The organism is Streptomyces sp. NPDC032745 (assembly GCF_055579465.1).
Genome location: NZ_JBVING010000011.1, coordinates 1 through 13,381, shown reverse-complemented (window position 1 = coordinate 13,381; position 13,381 = coordinate 1). Strand labels below are relative to the sequence as shown.

Genomic DNA, 13,381 nt, shown 5'->3' with positions numbered 1-13,381 from the left:
CTCGTTCATTTCCCCTGCTCCTACAGACCGTCGAGGAAGGCGAGCGCGACCCTCCAGGTCTGCTCCGCGGCCTGCGCGTCGTAGTCGTCGAGCCCCGGGTCCGTGAACAGGTGCCCGGCACCCGGGTAGCGGTGCACCTCCACGTCCGCACCCGCGCGCTGCATCCGCAGGTACCAGGCGGTCAGCCAGTCGTGCGTCTCGAACGGGTCCGGATCCGCGATGTGCAGCTGCACCGGCAGCTCGTCGACGGCGGTGTCCTCCTCCAGGTCCGCCGTCCCGTGCAGGAGCAGCAGCCCGCGCGCCTTCTCGTCGGCCAGCGCCAAGTGCTGGGCGACGGAACCGCCGAAGGAGAAGCCGGCGTAGACCAGGCCCTGGTCGGAATAGGGGGCGGAGGCCAGCACCGCGCGCTTGAGCAGCTCGTCACGGCCGATCTCGTCCCGGTGTGCCATGCCCTCTTCGACGGTCTCGAAGGTGCGCCCCTCGAAGAGATCCGGCACCTGGACGTGGTGACCGGCCGCGCGCAGCCGGTCGGCCGCCGCGTGCACCGCGGGCCGCAGCCCGTACGTCGAATGGAAGAGCACGATGTTCATGCACCCCATCGTGCCATTCATTGAACATGCACCCCATCGTGCCATTCATTGAATGGGAGGGGCCCGAGCCCGCGTTCCGGTTACGTTGAAGTCCATGGACACGGACACCGTTCTGCGCCCGATCGCGGTCCTCGCCGGCTCACTGGTCGTCACCCTGCTCGCCGGATGGCTGCTGGACCTGCTGCTGCGCCGCGCCGACGCCCGGCACAGCGAAACCCCGCTGTGGGGGCTGCTGCGCCACTGCCGCCTGCCCTTCCAGCTCGTCCTGTGCACGACGCTGCTGTACGGCTCCCACCGCCGGGCCGGGATCCCCGCGGACTACGTGTTCGCCGTGGGCCGCGCCCTGACCCTCGTACTCATCGCCTCGGCGGCCTGGCTGCTGGTGCGCATCGCGACGGCGGTCGTGGACTCCTCGTACGCCCGCTACGCGGAGCGGAACCCGGACGACGCACGGGTGCGCCGGGTCCGTACCCAGGTGACTCTGATCCACCGGGTGGTCACGGCGGTGGTCGTGGTGGTCGCGGTGGCGGCGATGCTGCTCACGTTCCCGCCGATGCGGGCGGTCGGCGCCTCGATGCTGGCCTCGGCGGGCGTCGTCGGCATCGTGGCGGGCATCGCGGCGCAGTCCTCGCTGGGCAACCTGTTCGCCGGACTGCAGATCGCCTTCGGCGACACGGTGCGGATCGGCGACACGGTGGTCGTGGACGGGGAGTGGGGCACGGTCGAGGAGATCACCCTGACCTTCCTGGTGGTGCGCACCTGGGACGAGCGCCGGATCACCATGCCTGTGTCGTATTTCACAGGGAAGCCGTACGAAAACTGGTCGCGCGGCGGCGCGCAGATGACCGGGACGGTGTTCTGGCACCTGGACCACAGCGCACCCCTGGACCTGATGCGGGAGCAGCTCCAGCGGATCCTGAACGAGATCCCGGAATGGGACGGCCGCAGCGGCAGCCTGGCGGTCACGGACACCACCCCGCACACGATCCAGGTCCGGGCGGTGGTCACGGCGAAGGACGCCACCGACATCTGGACGGTCCGCTGCCAGGTCCGCGAACACCTGATCACCTGGCTGCTCTCCCACCACCCCTACGCCCTCCCCCGCATCGCCACCTCCCCGGCGGACCCCCGCCCGGCCACGTCCAGCCCCGCCGGCGACTGAGGGGCGGAGCCCCGGGAAGCCGGGCCGCAGGTGATCACGGGCGGAAGGTCAGGCGGAACAGGGCTCCGCCGCCCGGGGCCGGCTCGGCCACGAGCTCCGCGGCATGCGCACGGGCGATCTGGCGGGCCATCGCGAGCCCCAGCCCCGACCCCGGCAGGGCGCGCGCCGCCCCCGCCCGGTAGAAGCGGTCGAAAACGTACGGCAGATCGTCGGCCGCGATGCCCGGCCCGTGGTCCCGTACCGTCAGCTCGGCCCCGCCACCGCCGCCCCGCGACACCAGCTCCACCTCCACCGGCGCCCCCGCGGGGCTGAACTTCGCCGCGTTGTCCAGCAGGTTCGACACCAGTCGCGTCAGCCGCGCCGGCACGCCCGGCACCACCACCGCCTCCTCCCCGCCCACGCGGACGCGGACCGGTACCGACGGCCAGTGCGCCCGCGCAGCCTCCGCGCAGTGCTCCACCAGCGGAGCCAGCCTGACCTGTTCGACCAGCGGCTGCGGCTCCTCGTCCCGGGCCAGCTCGATCAGGTCGTTCACGAGCCCCGTCACCTCCCGCAGCTGCCGCCCCAGCGCGAGCGAGGCCCGCTCGCGCTGCTCCGTCGTCAGCCGCTCACCCCGTGCCAGCAGCTCCGCGTTCGTCCGCAGAGCGGTCAGCGGGGTCCGCAGCTCGTGCGAGGCGTCGGCGACCAGCCGCCGCTGCGCCGTCACCGACTGCTCCAGCTCGCCCAGCATGGTGTTGAAGCTCACGGCGAGCCGGGTGATCTCGTCCTCCCTCCCCGGCGGCCCCGGCGGCGGCAGTTCGATCCGGTGCCGCGGATCCCGCGTCGCCGCGATCCGCTCGGCGGTGGCCGTGAGCCGGGTCACCGGGGCCAGCCCGGTCCGCGACACCCAGTACCCGAGTCCGGCCGCCACCAGCACCCCGGCCCCGCCGATCAGCGCCAGCCACCACGCCGCCTCCTCGATCCCGTCCTCGACGGTGTCGGCCCGCAGCGCCACCTGCAGCGCCCGCCCCTTCGCATAGTCGGTCGTGAGCATCCGCGCCGGGTGCCCCGCGTGCACGATGTCCGTGTAGTACGGCGCGTGCCGTCCGGCGGCCACCGCCCGCGCCGCCGCGTCCACCGGCAGCAGGTACGGCGCGGCCGGGTCGTCCGCCGGGTCCGCCGGCACCACCTCCGCGCAGGCGGGCGCCGCCAGGAACCGGCACTCCCCGGACAGGGTCCCCGGCCCGGAGCCCGGGTTGCGCTGGGCCGCGAGCCGCGCGGACTGGGTGAGGCTCAGGTTCAGCTGCTCGTACAGGGCGCTGCGTACGACGAAGAACGCCGCCGTGCACACCCCGACCGCGACCAGCGCCACCGCCGCGGTGACCGCCAGCGCCAGCCGGGTCCGCAGCGGCCGCCGTCTGCGCCAGCGCGCCCCGAGCCTGCGCCGCCCCCTCCCGGGCCCGCCGCCGCTCACGCCGTGCCCAGCCGGTACCCGATCCCGTGGACGGTGTGCACCAGCCGCGGCTCGCCGCCGGCCTCCAGCTTCCGCCGCAGGTAGCCCACGTACACGGCCAGCGAGTTGGAGTCCGGGCCGAAGTCCCGCCCCCACACCAGCTCCAGGATCAGTTCCCGCGGCAGCACCTGCCCGGGGTGGCGCAGCAGCAGCTCCAGCAGGGCCGCCTCGGTGCGGCTGAACTCCAGCGGCCGCCCGCCGCGCCGCCCGGTCCGGGTCCCGGGGTCCAGTACGAGGTCCGCGAACCCGAGCACGGCCGCGCCGGCCGGATCGGGCGCGGCCCGCCGCAGCAGGGCCCGCACCCTGGCCACCAGCTCGTCCAGTGCGAACGGCTTGACGAGATAGTCGTCGGCGCCCGCCTCCAGGCCGTCGACCCGCTCGCTCACCGAGTCCAGCGCGGTCAGGACGAGTACGGGCGTACGGTCGCCCAGCGCGCGCAGCTGCCGGCAGACGCCGAGCCCGTCCAGCACGGGCATCATCACGTCGAGCACCACCGCGTCGGGCTGCCAGCCGGCCACCTCCGACAGCGCGGCGAGCCCGTCGGCGGCTCCCCGTACCTCGTACCCCTCGACGGCCAGCCCGTCCTGGACGGCGGCCCGTACCTCGGGCTCGTCGTCCACGACCAGGATCCGCTGCCCACTCGTGTGCGCCCTCGTGCTGCTCATGGGCAAAGCCTGCCAAACGGTTCTGAGAGAACCTCTTAGAACGTTCTTAGGACGCACCGGGAGGGTGCGTCCATGACCACACCAGACTCACGACACGCACGAGGCGCGTCCCTCCCACCCCTGTCCGTCGTGATCGGCGCGGGCGGCACCGGCGGCCACATCTACCCCGGGCTCGCCCTCGCCGAGGCGCTGCGTGCGGCCGTCCCCGATGCCGTGGTCTCGTTCATCGGGACCGAGCGGGGCCTGGAGACCGAGCTGATCCCGGCCGCGGGCCACCGCCTGCACACCGTCGACATGATCCCGTTCGACCCGTCGCTCGGTGCGAAGCGCTATCTGCTGCCCGCCGCGCTGCTGCGCTCGGCCGGGCAGGCCCGGTCGGTGATCCGGGCCCAGGGCGCGCACGCCGTCGTCGGCATGGGCGGCTACCCGAGTGCGCCGGCCGTGCTGGGGGCCCGGATGGCGGGGCTGCCGGCCGTCATCCACGAGTCCAACGCGGTGCCGGGCCGCGCCAACCGGTTCGCGGCCCGGCTCACCCCGCACATCGCGGTGGCCTTCGACCGCAGCCGGGCCCATCTGGCGGGCGGGGCGCATGCCCTGACCACCGGAATGCCGATCTCCGCGGCCCTCGCGCAGCTGGCGGACCTGTCCCGCCCCGAGCGCACCGCCCTGCGCGCGGAGGCCCGGCGGGCCCTGCACGTCCCCGACGGCCGCCGCCTGATCGTCTTCAACGGCGGCAGCCTGGGCGCGGCCCGGCTCACCGCGGCCGCGGTCGGGCTGGCCGGGCTCTGGCAGGGGCGGGACGACGTACAGCTGCTGATCAAGACCGGCCCGCAGGCGCTGCCCGACACTGCCGCCGATCTCGCAGCCTGCGGCGGGCAGCGGATCGCCCGGGCCGTGCCGTACCTGGACCGGATGGACCTCGTGTACGCAGCCGCCGACCTGGTGGTGTGCCGGGCCGGTTCCGCGACGGTGGCCGAGCTGGCGGCGACCGGCGTCCCGGCCGTGCTCGTCCCGTACCCGCACGCCCCCGGCGACCACCAGACCCACAACGCCCGGGTCCTGTCGGACGCGGGAGCGGGCCTGCTGCTGCCGGATTCCGAGACCACGGCCGACCGGCTGGCGGTCCTGCTCGGCCCGCTGCTGGCCGACCCGGCCCGGCTGTCCGCGATGGCCGGCGCCGCCGACCCCGGCCCGCACGCCCGGGCCGCCGAACTGCTGGCGGCGGAGGTCCTCCGCGTGGCCGGCGTCCCCTCCCCCACCTTGGAGCGCATATGACCGAGCACACGTACGACCCCGGCACGTGGACGGACCGGAAGGTCCTGGTCACCGGAGCAGAGGGGTTCATCGGGTCCACCCTGGTCGACCTGCTGGTGGCCCGGGGCGCCCGGGTCCGCGCCTTCGTCCACTACAAGCCGTACGCGGAGAAGGGCAACCTGGCGCGCTACCTCGCGGACCCCGACGGCCCGGTGGAGATGTGGGCGGGCGACATCCGCGACGCGGGCCGGGTCAGCGACGCGGTGGAGGGCTGCGACACGGTGTTCCACCTGGCGGCGCTGATCGGGATCCCGTACAGCTATGCCTCGCCGGGCGCGTACGTCCAGACCAACGTGACCGGTACGGAGAACATGGCGGAGGCCTGCCGCCGCCACGGGGTGCGGCGCCTCGTGCACACCTCCACGAGCGAGGTCTACGGGACGGCCCTGACGGCCCCGATCGCCGAGACCCACCCGCTCCAGCCGCAGTCCCCGTACTCGGCGTCGAAGATCGGCGCGGACATGATGGCGCTGTCGTTCCACCACGCGTTCGAGCTGCCGGTGACGGTGGTACGGCCGTTCAACACGTACGGGCCCCGCCAGTCGGCGCGCGCCGTGATCCCGACGATCCTGGCGCAGCTGCACGCGGGCGCGCGGGAGATCCGCCTCGGCTCCCTGTCCCCCACCAGGGACTTCACGTACGTGACGGACACGGCGGAGGGCTTTCTCGCGGTGGCGGAATGCGACCGGGCCCTGGGCGAGGTGGTCAACCTCGGAACGGGCCAGGAGATCTCGATCGGAGATCTGGCGCAGGCCCTGATCCAGGCTTCGGGCAGCGACGCCCGCGTCGTGGTGGACGAAACCCGCCTCCGCCCTGCGGGCAGCGAGGTCCAGCGCCTCCTGTCGGACAACTCCCGTGCCCGTGACTGGGCCGGCTGGACCCCGAAGACCTCCCTACGGGAGGGCCTGACCCGAACCTCCGCCTGGATCGCATCGAACCTGCCCCTCTTCGCCCCCTCCCGCTACCAGGTCTGACCGCCCCGCCCCCGCGGCGCAGCGGCCGCCCCCACCACTACGCGGGTGCCGCTGCGCGGGGGTCCGGGGCCGGGCGGAGCAGGCGGCTACGTGCTGCGGAGGCTACGGACGTCCAGGTGGCGCAGGACCCGGTCCACGATCTCCGGATCCGCGCCGGGCTCGCTGCGTGCGGCCAGCACCTCGTGCCGCGCCGCCGACATCATCTCCCGCTGGATCCGCTGGACGTCCCGGATCCGCTCCACCCTCTTCGCGTACGCCTCCCGCCGCTCCTCGTCGACCATGTCCGGGCTGATCCTGGCCCCCACGTCGTACGCCCGCCGGTACAGCACCTCCACCAGGTCCTCCGGGAGGTCCTCCACCTCCTCGATCTCCTTCAGCCGCTGCTTCGCGGCCTTCGCCGCGCGGACCGCCAGCTTCCGTTCCATCTCCCGCTCGGCGTCCTCATCGGCCTCCACACCCAGCATCCGCACCAGCCGCGGCAGCGTCAGCCCCTGGCAGACCAGGGTCACCATGATCACGGCGAACGCGATGAAGATGATCTGGTCCCGCGCCGGAAACGGCGCCCCGCTCTCCACCTTCAGCGGAATGGCCAGCGCCAGCGCCACCGAGGCCACCCCGCGCATCCCGGCCCACCACATCACCACGCTCTCCCGCCAGCTCAGCGGGATCTCCTCGTCGTAGTCGCGCCGCGTGTGCAGCCGCTTGGCCAGCCACCCGGCCGGCAGCAGCCACAGCAGCCTTACGCCGACCACCACCGCGGTGACGGCGGCCGCCCAGCCCGCCATCTCCCACTCGCGGCCGCCCGCCACGCCGAACACGTTGTGCAGCTCCAGACCGATCAGCCCGAACGCCACGCCCGTGACCAGCATGTCCACGACCTCCCAGAACGTGTGCCCGGCGAGCCGTCCCAGCACGTCGTCCGCGTCGGAGGCGTACTCCGCGAGGAACAGTGCCGTCGTCAGCACGGCCAGCACCCCGGACCCCTGGAGCTCCTCGGCCACCACGTACGACACGAAAGGCACCAGCAGCGTCAGCCCGATCTGGAGCGTGGCATCGCCGAGCCGCCCCATGAGCGCGTTGGCGGCCCAGCCCAGGCCGAGCCCGACGGCGACGGCCACCACGGCGGAGAGCACGAACTCCCGCAGCGCGTCCGGCCAGGAAAAGCTGCCGCTGACGGCGGCGGAGATGGCCACGTGGTAGAGCACGATCGCGGTGACGTCGTTGAACAGGCCCTCGCCCTCCAGGATCGACACCATGCGGCGCGGCAGCCCGAGCGCTCCGGCGACGGCGGTCGCGGCTACGGGGTCGGGCGGGGCCACCAGCGCGCCGAGCGCGACCGCGGCGGCGAGCGGCAGCCCGGGGACGATGGCGTTCGCGACGGCGGCGACCGCGGCGGTCGTGACGAAGACGAGGGCCACGGCGAGCAGGAGGATGGGCCGGACGTTGGCGGCGAACTGCCGCCAGGAGGTGCGCTGCGCCGAGGCGTAGAGCAGCGGCGGCAGGACGAGCGGCAGGATGAACTCGGGCGGGATGTCGACATTCGGCACGACCGGCACCAGCGCGAGCGCGACCCCGCCGATGGTCATCAGGACGGGCGCGGGCAGCCCGAGCCGGTCTCCGAGCGGCACGGTGACCACGGCCCCGAGCAGCAGTACGAACAGCAGAGCAAGCTGATCCACTCCCCCACCCTGCCGTACCGCCTGCCGCGGAAACCCACGCCCCGTCGAAGCCTCGCCCGCCTGGCGGGTGCCACGCCCCGGCCGGGGGCCGGCCCCCGGAAACCCGCGTGGCGGGTCCGGGCAGGGCACGGGAAGCGGAGCATGGGCGGGGGCGGGGCGGGGCGGGGAAGCCCCGCGCAGCGGGGCCTCGGGGCCGGGCTACGGCAGGTGGCGCCGCATCGCGCGGTGCGCAATGCCCGCGTCCTCGAACTCCGGCCCGTAGGCCACGTACCCCAGCCCGGCGTAGAAGCCGAGCGCGTGCGTCTGCGCACCCAGGTCGACGGCCGACAGCCCCAGCCGGCCCGCCTCCGCCTCGATGGCCCGCACCAGCGCCGCCCCCACACCCAGCCCGCGCGCGGCCTTGCGTACGGCCAGCCGGCCGAGCGAGCCGACCGTCGGGTCACCGCCCGTCTTGCCCAGTGCCGCAGGCCCGTGCAGCAGTCGCCCGGTGCCCAGCGGCTCCCCGTCCGGCCCCACGGCCAGCACATGCACCGCGACCGCGTCGTACGCGTCGTACTCGATCGACTCCGGCACGGCCTGCTCCACCACGAACACCTCGGTCCGCACCGCGAAGCACGCCGCCATGTCCGCCTCGGAGGCGGCCACCCGGACGGCGAAGTCCGCGCCGGACGTCACTCGCTCTCGGCCCGGATCACGTCCAGCGCGTGCTGGAGGTCCGCCGGGTAGGTGCTCTCGAACTCCACCCACTGGCCGTCCGAGGGGTGCTCGAAGCCGAGCCGCACCGCGTGCAGCCACTGACGGGTCAGGCCCAGCCGCTTCGCCACGGTCGGGTCGGCGCCGTACGTGAGGTCGCCGACGCACGGGTGCCGGTGCGCGGACATGTGCACGCGGATCTGGTGGGTGCGCCCGGTCTCGAGCTTGATGTCGAGCAGCGAGGCCGCGCGGAAGGCCTCGATCAGGTCGTAGTGGGTGACGGAGGGCTTGCCCTCCTGGGTCACGGCCCACTTGTAGTCCGCGCTGGGGTGGCGGCCGATCGGGGCGTCGATGGTGCCGCTCATCGGGTCCGGGTGGCCCTGTACGAGCGCGTGGTAGCGCTTGTCCACGACGCGCTCGCGGAACTGGTTCTTCAGCGAGGTGTACGCGCGCTCGGACTTGGCGACGGCCATCAGGCCGGACGTGCCGACGTCGAGGCGGTGCACGATGCCCTGGCGCTCGGACGCGCCGGAGGTGGAGATCCGGTAGCCGGCGGCGGCGAGGCCGCCGATGACGGTGGTGCCGGTCCAGCCGGGGCTCGGGTGGGCGGCGACGCCCACCGGCTTCATGATGACGACGATGTCGTCGTCGTCATGGACGATCTCCATGCCCGGGACGGGCTCGGCGACGAGTTCGACCGGCCGCGGCGGCGCGGGCATCTCGACTTCGAGCCAGGCGCCGCCGTGCACGCGCTCGGACTTCCCGACGACGCTGCCGTCGACCGACACCTTCCCCGCGGCGGCGAGCTCGGCCGCCTTCGTCCGGGAAAAACCGAACATACGGGCGATGGCGGCGTCGACGCGCTCGCCCTCGAGGCCATCGGGAACGGGCAGGGTGCGGATCTCGGGAATCGTACTCACCCGTCGAGTATGCAGGACTCGGCAGCGCAGCTTTCCCGCGATCACAGCGCGACCAGTGCGCGGTCGGTCCGCAGTCGGCCCGCAGTCGGTGCCCGATCAGTCCTTGTGGACCGTGCCGTCGGGGTCCAGACCCTTGAACGACAGCAGCACGATCAGGATGCCGCCGCACACGATCGCCGAGTCCGCGAGGTTGAAGACCGCGAAGTGGGCGGGCGCGATGAAGTCGACGACGGCCCCGCGGAACACCCCCGGCGAACGGAAGATGCGGTCGGTGAGATTGCCCAGCGCACCGCCCAGCAGCAGGCCCAGCGCGATCGCCCACGGCAGGCTGTAGAGCTTCCGGGCCAGCCGCACGATCACGATGATCACGGTGGCCGCGATGCAGGTGAAGATGATGGTGAAGGCCTCGCCGAAGCCGAAGGCCGCGCCCGGGTTGCGGATCGCCTCGAACTTCAGCAGGTCGCCGATGATCCGGATCGGCGGCTGGTGCTCCAGCTTCGCGACGACCAGCATCTTGCTGCCGAAGTCGAGCAGGTAGGCGAGCAGCGCGACGACGAGCAGCGCGACGATCCGCCGACGCCCCTTGGGCTCGACGGACTCCGGCTGGGCGTCGTCCCCGACCTCCGGCGTACCGATGATGCTCTCCGCCTCTGCCACGTGAGTCCCTCGACTAGCTCGAACCAGGTTGCCGACGACACAGCCCTGCCAGGTCCCTGGACCCTGACGAGACACGAGAGTACGTCAGGGTCCGCCTGCGGCGGCAGCCCGGCCAGCCATCTCACCGCCCGCTCAGTGCCGCCGCTCCTGCTTCTGCTTGCAGTCCACGCACAGCGTCGCCCGCGGGAAGGCCTGCATCCTGGCCTTGCCGATGGGCTGGCCGCAGTTCTCGCAGAGCCCGTACGTGCCCGCGTCCAGCCGCTCCAGGGCCCGCTCGGTCTGTTCGAGCATCTCGCGGGCGTTCGCGGCGAGGGCCAGCTCGGACTCCCGGGTGATGTTCTTGGTGCCCGTGTCGGCCTGGTCGTCGCCCGCGCCGTCGCCGGAGTCCCGCATCAGCCCCGAGATGGCCTCGTCGGAGGCCTGCAGCTCGTCCCGCAGCCGCAGGACCTCGCTCTGCAGCTCGCTGCGGGCCTCGGCGACCTCCGCCGGGGTCCAGGGGTCCTCGCCGGGCCGTACGGCCAGCTCGCCCGGCGCCAGGCCCGCCGTGGCCCTGGCCTTCGGCAGACCGCTGGTGGCGGCCGCAGCCGTCTTCCTGGCCGTGCCGGTGCTCTTCTTGGCAACCACTTTCCGGGCTCCCGTCTGTTGCGCGGCGTGCGCCGCCCCCTCGGCCCCGGCCGCCTTGGCCGTGGCCTTCCTCGCGGTCGTCTTCCCGACGCCGGTCGCCTTCTTCACGGCCACCTTGTCGACGGCCGCCGTGTTCACGGCCGAGGTCTTCCTGGCCGGAGTCTTCCCGGCGACCGCCTTCACGGTCGCCGCCTTCTTGGCCGCCGTCTTCTTGGCGGGCGCCTTCTTGGCGGGCGCCTTCTCGACCGCCGTCTTCTCGACCGCCGTCTTCTTGGCGGGCGCCTTCTCGGCCGCCTTGGCCGCCGCCGTGGTCGCTTTGGTCGCCGACTTCACCGAATGCACCGAATTCACCGCCGTCCCGGCCGCCGGCTTCGCGGCCTTCTTCCCGACAGCGGTCGCCTTCCGGACCGGAGCCGCATCCTCGGCCGCCGTCGCCTTCCCGGCGGCCTTTCCGACAGCCCTCTCGGCAGTTCTGTCGGCGGTCTTCTTCGCCACCATGGCCGCGGCCCCTTCACATACTGTGATCTTGCGCGCGAATCGTGCCGGAACGATAAATCGACTCCGGCCTCGCGGCAACGGGGCACGCGTCCATCGATGCCAACCTGCATCCGTTGTGCCCATCAGGGAGCCCGGTAATCCGCCCCACCCGTCACACCGGAACCCGGACCGGCCCATCGGCCCGTTCGGGTCATGCGCCGCCCCCGCCCGGCCGCGGCCCCGCACGCTGCCCCGGGCCCCGCCGGAACCCGCGCCCCGACCCCCCGCAAGCCGGTCTGCCGAGCGCGCCCCCGCCCCGTACACTGGGCCCAGCGAAAGGCATGGACGGGGACGAGTAGCGTCGGACGCAGCCATGAGCGACCCGGGGACGGTGAGAGCCCGGGGGCGAGCGCGATGCGAAGGATCACCCCTGAGCCGCCGGAAGAAGGCCCGCACGGATCCCGTGGGCAGTAGAACCGGCTTCGCACCCCAATGAGGGGGCCACCGGATCCGTCCGGCGGCCAAGGAGGGTGGTACCGCGGGAGCAGCAGTCGGCTCTCGTCCCTCCGGACGGAAGTGACATCCCGCCGGAGGAAGAGTTCAGCCTCATGACCACACCGCCCCAGTACCGCCCGGTACCCGCCCAGGTCGACCTGCCCGCCCTCGAGCACGCCGTTCTCGACTTCTGGCGCGAGAGCAAGACGTTCGCCAAGACCCTGGAGCAGTCCGAGGGACGCCCCGAGTGGGTCTTCTACGAGGGCCCGCCGACCGCGAACGGCATGCCCGGTGCGCACCACATCGAGGCCCGCGTCTTCAAGGACGTCTTCCCCCGGTTCCGCACGATGCGCGGTTACCACGTGGCCCGCAAGGCGGGCTGGGACTGCCACGGCCTGCCCGTGGAGCTCGCCGTCGAGAAGGAGCTGGGCTTCAGCGGCAAGCAGGACATCGAGGCGTACGGCATCGCCGAGTTCAATGCCAAGTGCCGCGAGTCGGTGACCCGCCACACCGACGCGTTCACCGAGCTCACGACCCGGATGGGCTACTGGGTCGACCTGGACGACGCCTACCGGACGATGGACCCCGAGTACGTGGAGTCCGTGTGGTGGTCGCTGAAGGAGATCTTCAACAAGGGTCTGCTCACCCAGGACCACCGCGTCGCCCCCTGGTGCCCGCGCTGCGGCACCGGCCTCTCCGACCACGAGCTGGCGCAGGGCTACGAGACGGTCGTCGACCCCTCCGTCTACGTCCGCTTCCCGCTGACCTCCGGCCCGCTCGCGGGCGAGGCGGCGCTGGTGGTCTGGACGACGACCCCGTGGACCCTGGTGTCCAACACGGCCGTGGCCTCGCACCCGGACGTCACGTACGTCGTCGCGACCAACGGCGAAGAGAAGCTCGTCGTCGCCCAGCCTCTGCTGGAGAAGGCCCTCGGCGAGGGCTGGGAGGCCACCGAGCAGACCTTCACGGGCAAGGAGATGGAGCGCTGGACCTACCAGCGCCCCTTCGACCTCGTGGAATTCCCGGCCGAGGCCCACTACGTCGTGAACGCCGAGTACGTCACGACCGAGGACGGTACGGGCCTGGTCCACCAGTCCCCCGCCTTCGGCGCCGAGGACCTCGCGGTCTGCCGCGCGTACGGCCTGCCCGTCGTGAACCCGGTCCGCCCCGACGGCACCTTCGAGGAGGAGGTCCCGCTGGTCGGCGGCGTCTTCTTCAAGAAGGCCGACGAGAAGCTGACCGCCGACCTCGACGCGCGCGGCCTGCTCTTCAAGCACATCGCGTACGAGCACAGCTATCCGCACTGCTGGCGCTGCCACACCGCGCTGCTGTACTACGCGCAGCCGTCCTGGTACATCCGCACCACCGCCGTCAAGGACGCGATGCTGCGGGAGAACGAGAAGACGAACTGGTTCCCGGACTCGGTCAAGCAGGGCCGTTTCGGGGACTGGCTGAACAACAACATCGACTGGGCGCTCTCGCGCAACCGGTACTGGGGCACCCCGCTGCCGATCTGGCGCTGTGAGGAGGACCACCTCACCTGTATCGGCTCGCGCGCCGAGCTGAGCGAGCTGTCCGGCACCGACCACAGCGAGCTGGACCCGCACCGCCCCTACATCGACGACGTCACCTTCCCCTG

12 protein-coding genes are annotated in these 13,381 nt (G+C 72.8%); 4 read left to right on the top strand and 8 right to left on the bottom strand.

The window, feature by feature from the left end; translation table 11 throughout:
- Nucleotides 1-20: 20 nt before the first annotated feature.
- Nucleotides 21-599: a dienelactone hydrolase family protein gene (locus ACZ5WG_RS26425; RefSeq protein WP_468726657.1), complete on the bottom strand. Its 579-nt coding sequence runs from the start codon at nt 597-599 to the stop codon at nt 21-23.
- 85 nt (nt 600-684) lie between these two features.
- Between ACZ5WG_RS26425 and ACZ5WG_RS26420 the strand changes: the two genes are divergently transcribed.
- Entirely contained in the window at nt 685-1,752 is a 1,068-nt protein-coding gene (locus ACZ5WG_RS26420; protein WP_468726376.1) for a mechanosensitive ion channel family protein, read from the top strand.
- Between the two features lie 34 nt (nt 1,753-1,786).
- On the opposite strand, the gene ACZ5WG_RS26415 is transcribed toward ACZ5WG_RS26420, so the two are convergent.
- Both ACZ5WG_RS26415 and ACZ5WG_RS26410 read right to left on the bottom strand, forming a co-directional pair.
- A complete protein-coding gene (locus ACZ5WG_RS26415) occupies nt 1,787-3,205 on the bottom strand; it encodes a sensor histidine kinase (protein WP_468726375.1) in 1,419 nt (472 codons plus the stop codon).
- Nucleotides 3,202-3,909, bottom strand: a complete 708-nt coding sequence (locus ACZ5WG_RS26410) for a response regulator transcription factor (protein WP_468726373.1) — start codon at nt 3,907-3,909, stop codon at nt 3,202-3,204. Before ACZ5WG_RS26410 ends, ACZ5WG_RS26415 begins: the two co-directional genes overlap by 4 nt.
- A gap of 72 nt (nt 3,910-3,981) precedes the next feature.
- On the opposite strand from ACZ5WG_RS26410, the gene ACZ5WG_RS26405 reads away from it, so the two are divergent.
- On the top strand, nt 3,982-5,184 hold the full coding sequence (locus tag ACZ5WG_RS26405) for a UDP-N-acetylglucosamine--N-acetylmuramyl-(pentapeptide) pyrophosphoryl-undecaprenol N-acetylglucosamine transferase (protein ID WP_468726371.1): 1,203 nt from the start codon (nt 3,982-3,984) through the stop codon (nt 5,182-5,184).
- Nucleotides 5,181-6,197: an SDR family NAD(P)-dependent oxidoreductase gene (locus ACZ5WG_RS26400; protein ID WP_468726370.1), complete on the top strand. Its 1,017-nt coding sequence runs from the start codon at nt 5,181-5,183 to the stop codon at nt 6,195-6,197. The genes ACZ5WG_RS26405 and ACZ5WG_RS26400 overlap by 4 nt, the downstream gene beginning before the upstream one ends.
- Nucleotides 6,198-6,283: 86 nt before the next feature.
- Here ACZ5WG_RS26400 and ACZ5WG_RS26395 read toward each other — a convergent pair whose 3' ends face one another.
- The 5 genes from ACZ5WG_RS26395 to ACZ5WG_RS26375 form a co-directional block, all read right to left on the bottom strand.
- Nucleotides 6,284-7,876 carry a Na+/H+ antiporter gene (locus ACZ5WG_RS26395; protein ID WP_468726368.1) on the bottom strand — a complete coding sequence of 531 codons (1,593 nt, stop codon included), beginning with the start codon at nt 7,874-7,876 and terminating at the stop codon, nt 6,284-6,286.
- A gap of 198 nt (nt 7,877-8,074) precedes the next feature.
- A complete protein-coding gene (locus ACZ5WG_RS26390) occupies nt 8,075-8,500 on the bottom strand; it encodes a GNAT family N-acetyltransferase (protein WP_468726655.1) in 426 nt (141 codons plus the stop codon).
- A 47-nt stretch (nt 8,501-8,547) separates the two neighbouring features.
- Nucleotides 8,548-9,489, bottom strand: coding sequence for an RluA family pseudouridine synthase (locus ACZ5WG_RS26385; protein WP_389409288.1), 942 nt, complete (start codon nt 9,487-9,489; stop codon nt 8,548-8,550).
- Between the two features lie 96 nt (nt 9,490-9,585).
- The gene (gene lspA, locus ACZ5WG_RS26380; protein WP_266667885.1) at nt 9,586-10,146 is read right to left on the bottom strand and encodes a signal peptidase II; all 561 of its coding nucleotides are present in this window, start codon (nt 10,144-10,146) and stop codon (nt 9,586-9,588) included.
- A gap of 132 nt (nt 10,147-10,278) precedes the next feature.
- Nucleotides 10,279-11,268, bottom strand: coding sequence for a TraR/DksA family transcriptional regulator (locus ACZ5WG_RS26375; protein ID WP_468726367.1), 990 nt, complete (start codon nt 11,266-11,268; stop codon nt 10,279-10,281).
- A 587-nt stretch (nt 11,269-11,855) separates the two neighbouring features.
- Between ACZ5WG_RS26375 and ACZ5WG_RS26370 the strand changes: the two genes are divergently transcribed.
- On the top strand, nt 11,856-13,381 hold a 1,526-nt coding region (locus tag ACZ5WG_RS26370), incomplete at its 3' end, for an isoleucine--tRNA ligase (RefSeq protein ID WP_468726365.1).

Bases quoted from the DNA above. Each gene is read 5' to 3' on its own strand.
- ACZ5WG_RS26425 (WP_468726657.1), bottom strand. From the start codon at position 599: ATGGGGTGCATGAACATCGTGCTCTTCCATTCGACGTACGGGCTGCGG.
- ACZ5WG_RS26420 (WP_468726376.1), top strand. From the start codon at position 685: ATGGACACGGACACCGTTCTGCGCCCGATCGCGGTCCTCGCCGGCTCA.
- ACZ5WG_RS26410 (WP_468726373.1), bottom strand. From the start codon at position 3,909: ATGAGCAGCACGAGGGCGCACACGAGTGGGCAGCGGATCCTGGTCGTG.
- ACZ5WG_RS26405 (WP_468726371.1), top strand. From the start codon at position 3,982: ATGACCACACCAGACTCACGACACGCACGAGGCGCGTCCCTCCCACCC.
- ACZ5WG_RS26400 (WP_468726370.1), top strand. From the start codon at position 5,181: ATGACCGAGCACACGTACGACCCCGGCACGTGGACGGACCGGAAGGTC.
- ACZ5WG_RS26390 (WP_468726655.1), bottom strand. From the start codon at position 8,500: ATGGCGGCGTGCTTCGCGGTGCGGACCGAGGTGTTCGTGGTGGAGCAG.
- ACZ5WG_RS26375 (WP_468726367.1), bottom strand. From the start codon at position 11,268: ATGGTGGCGAAGAAGACCGCCGACAGAACTGCCGAGAGGGCTGTCGGA.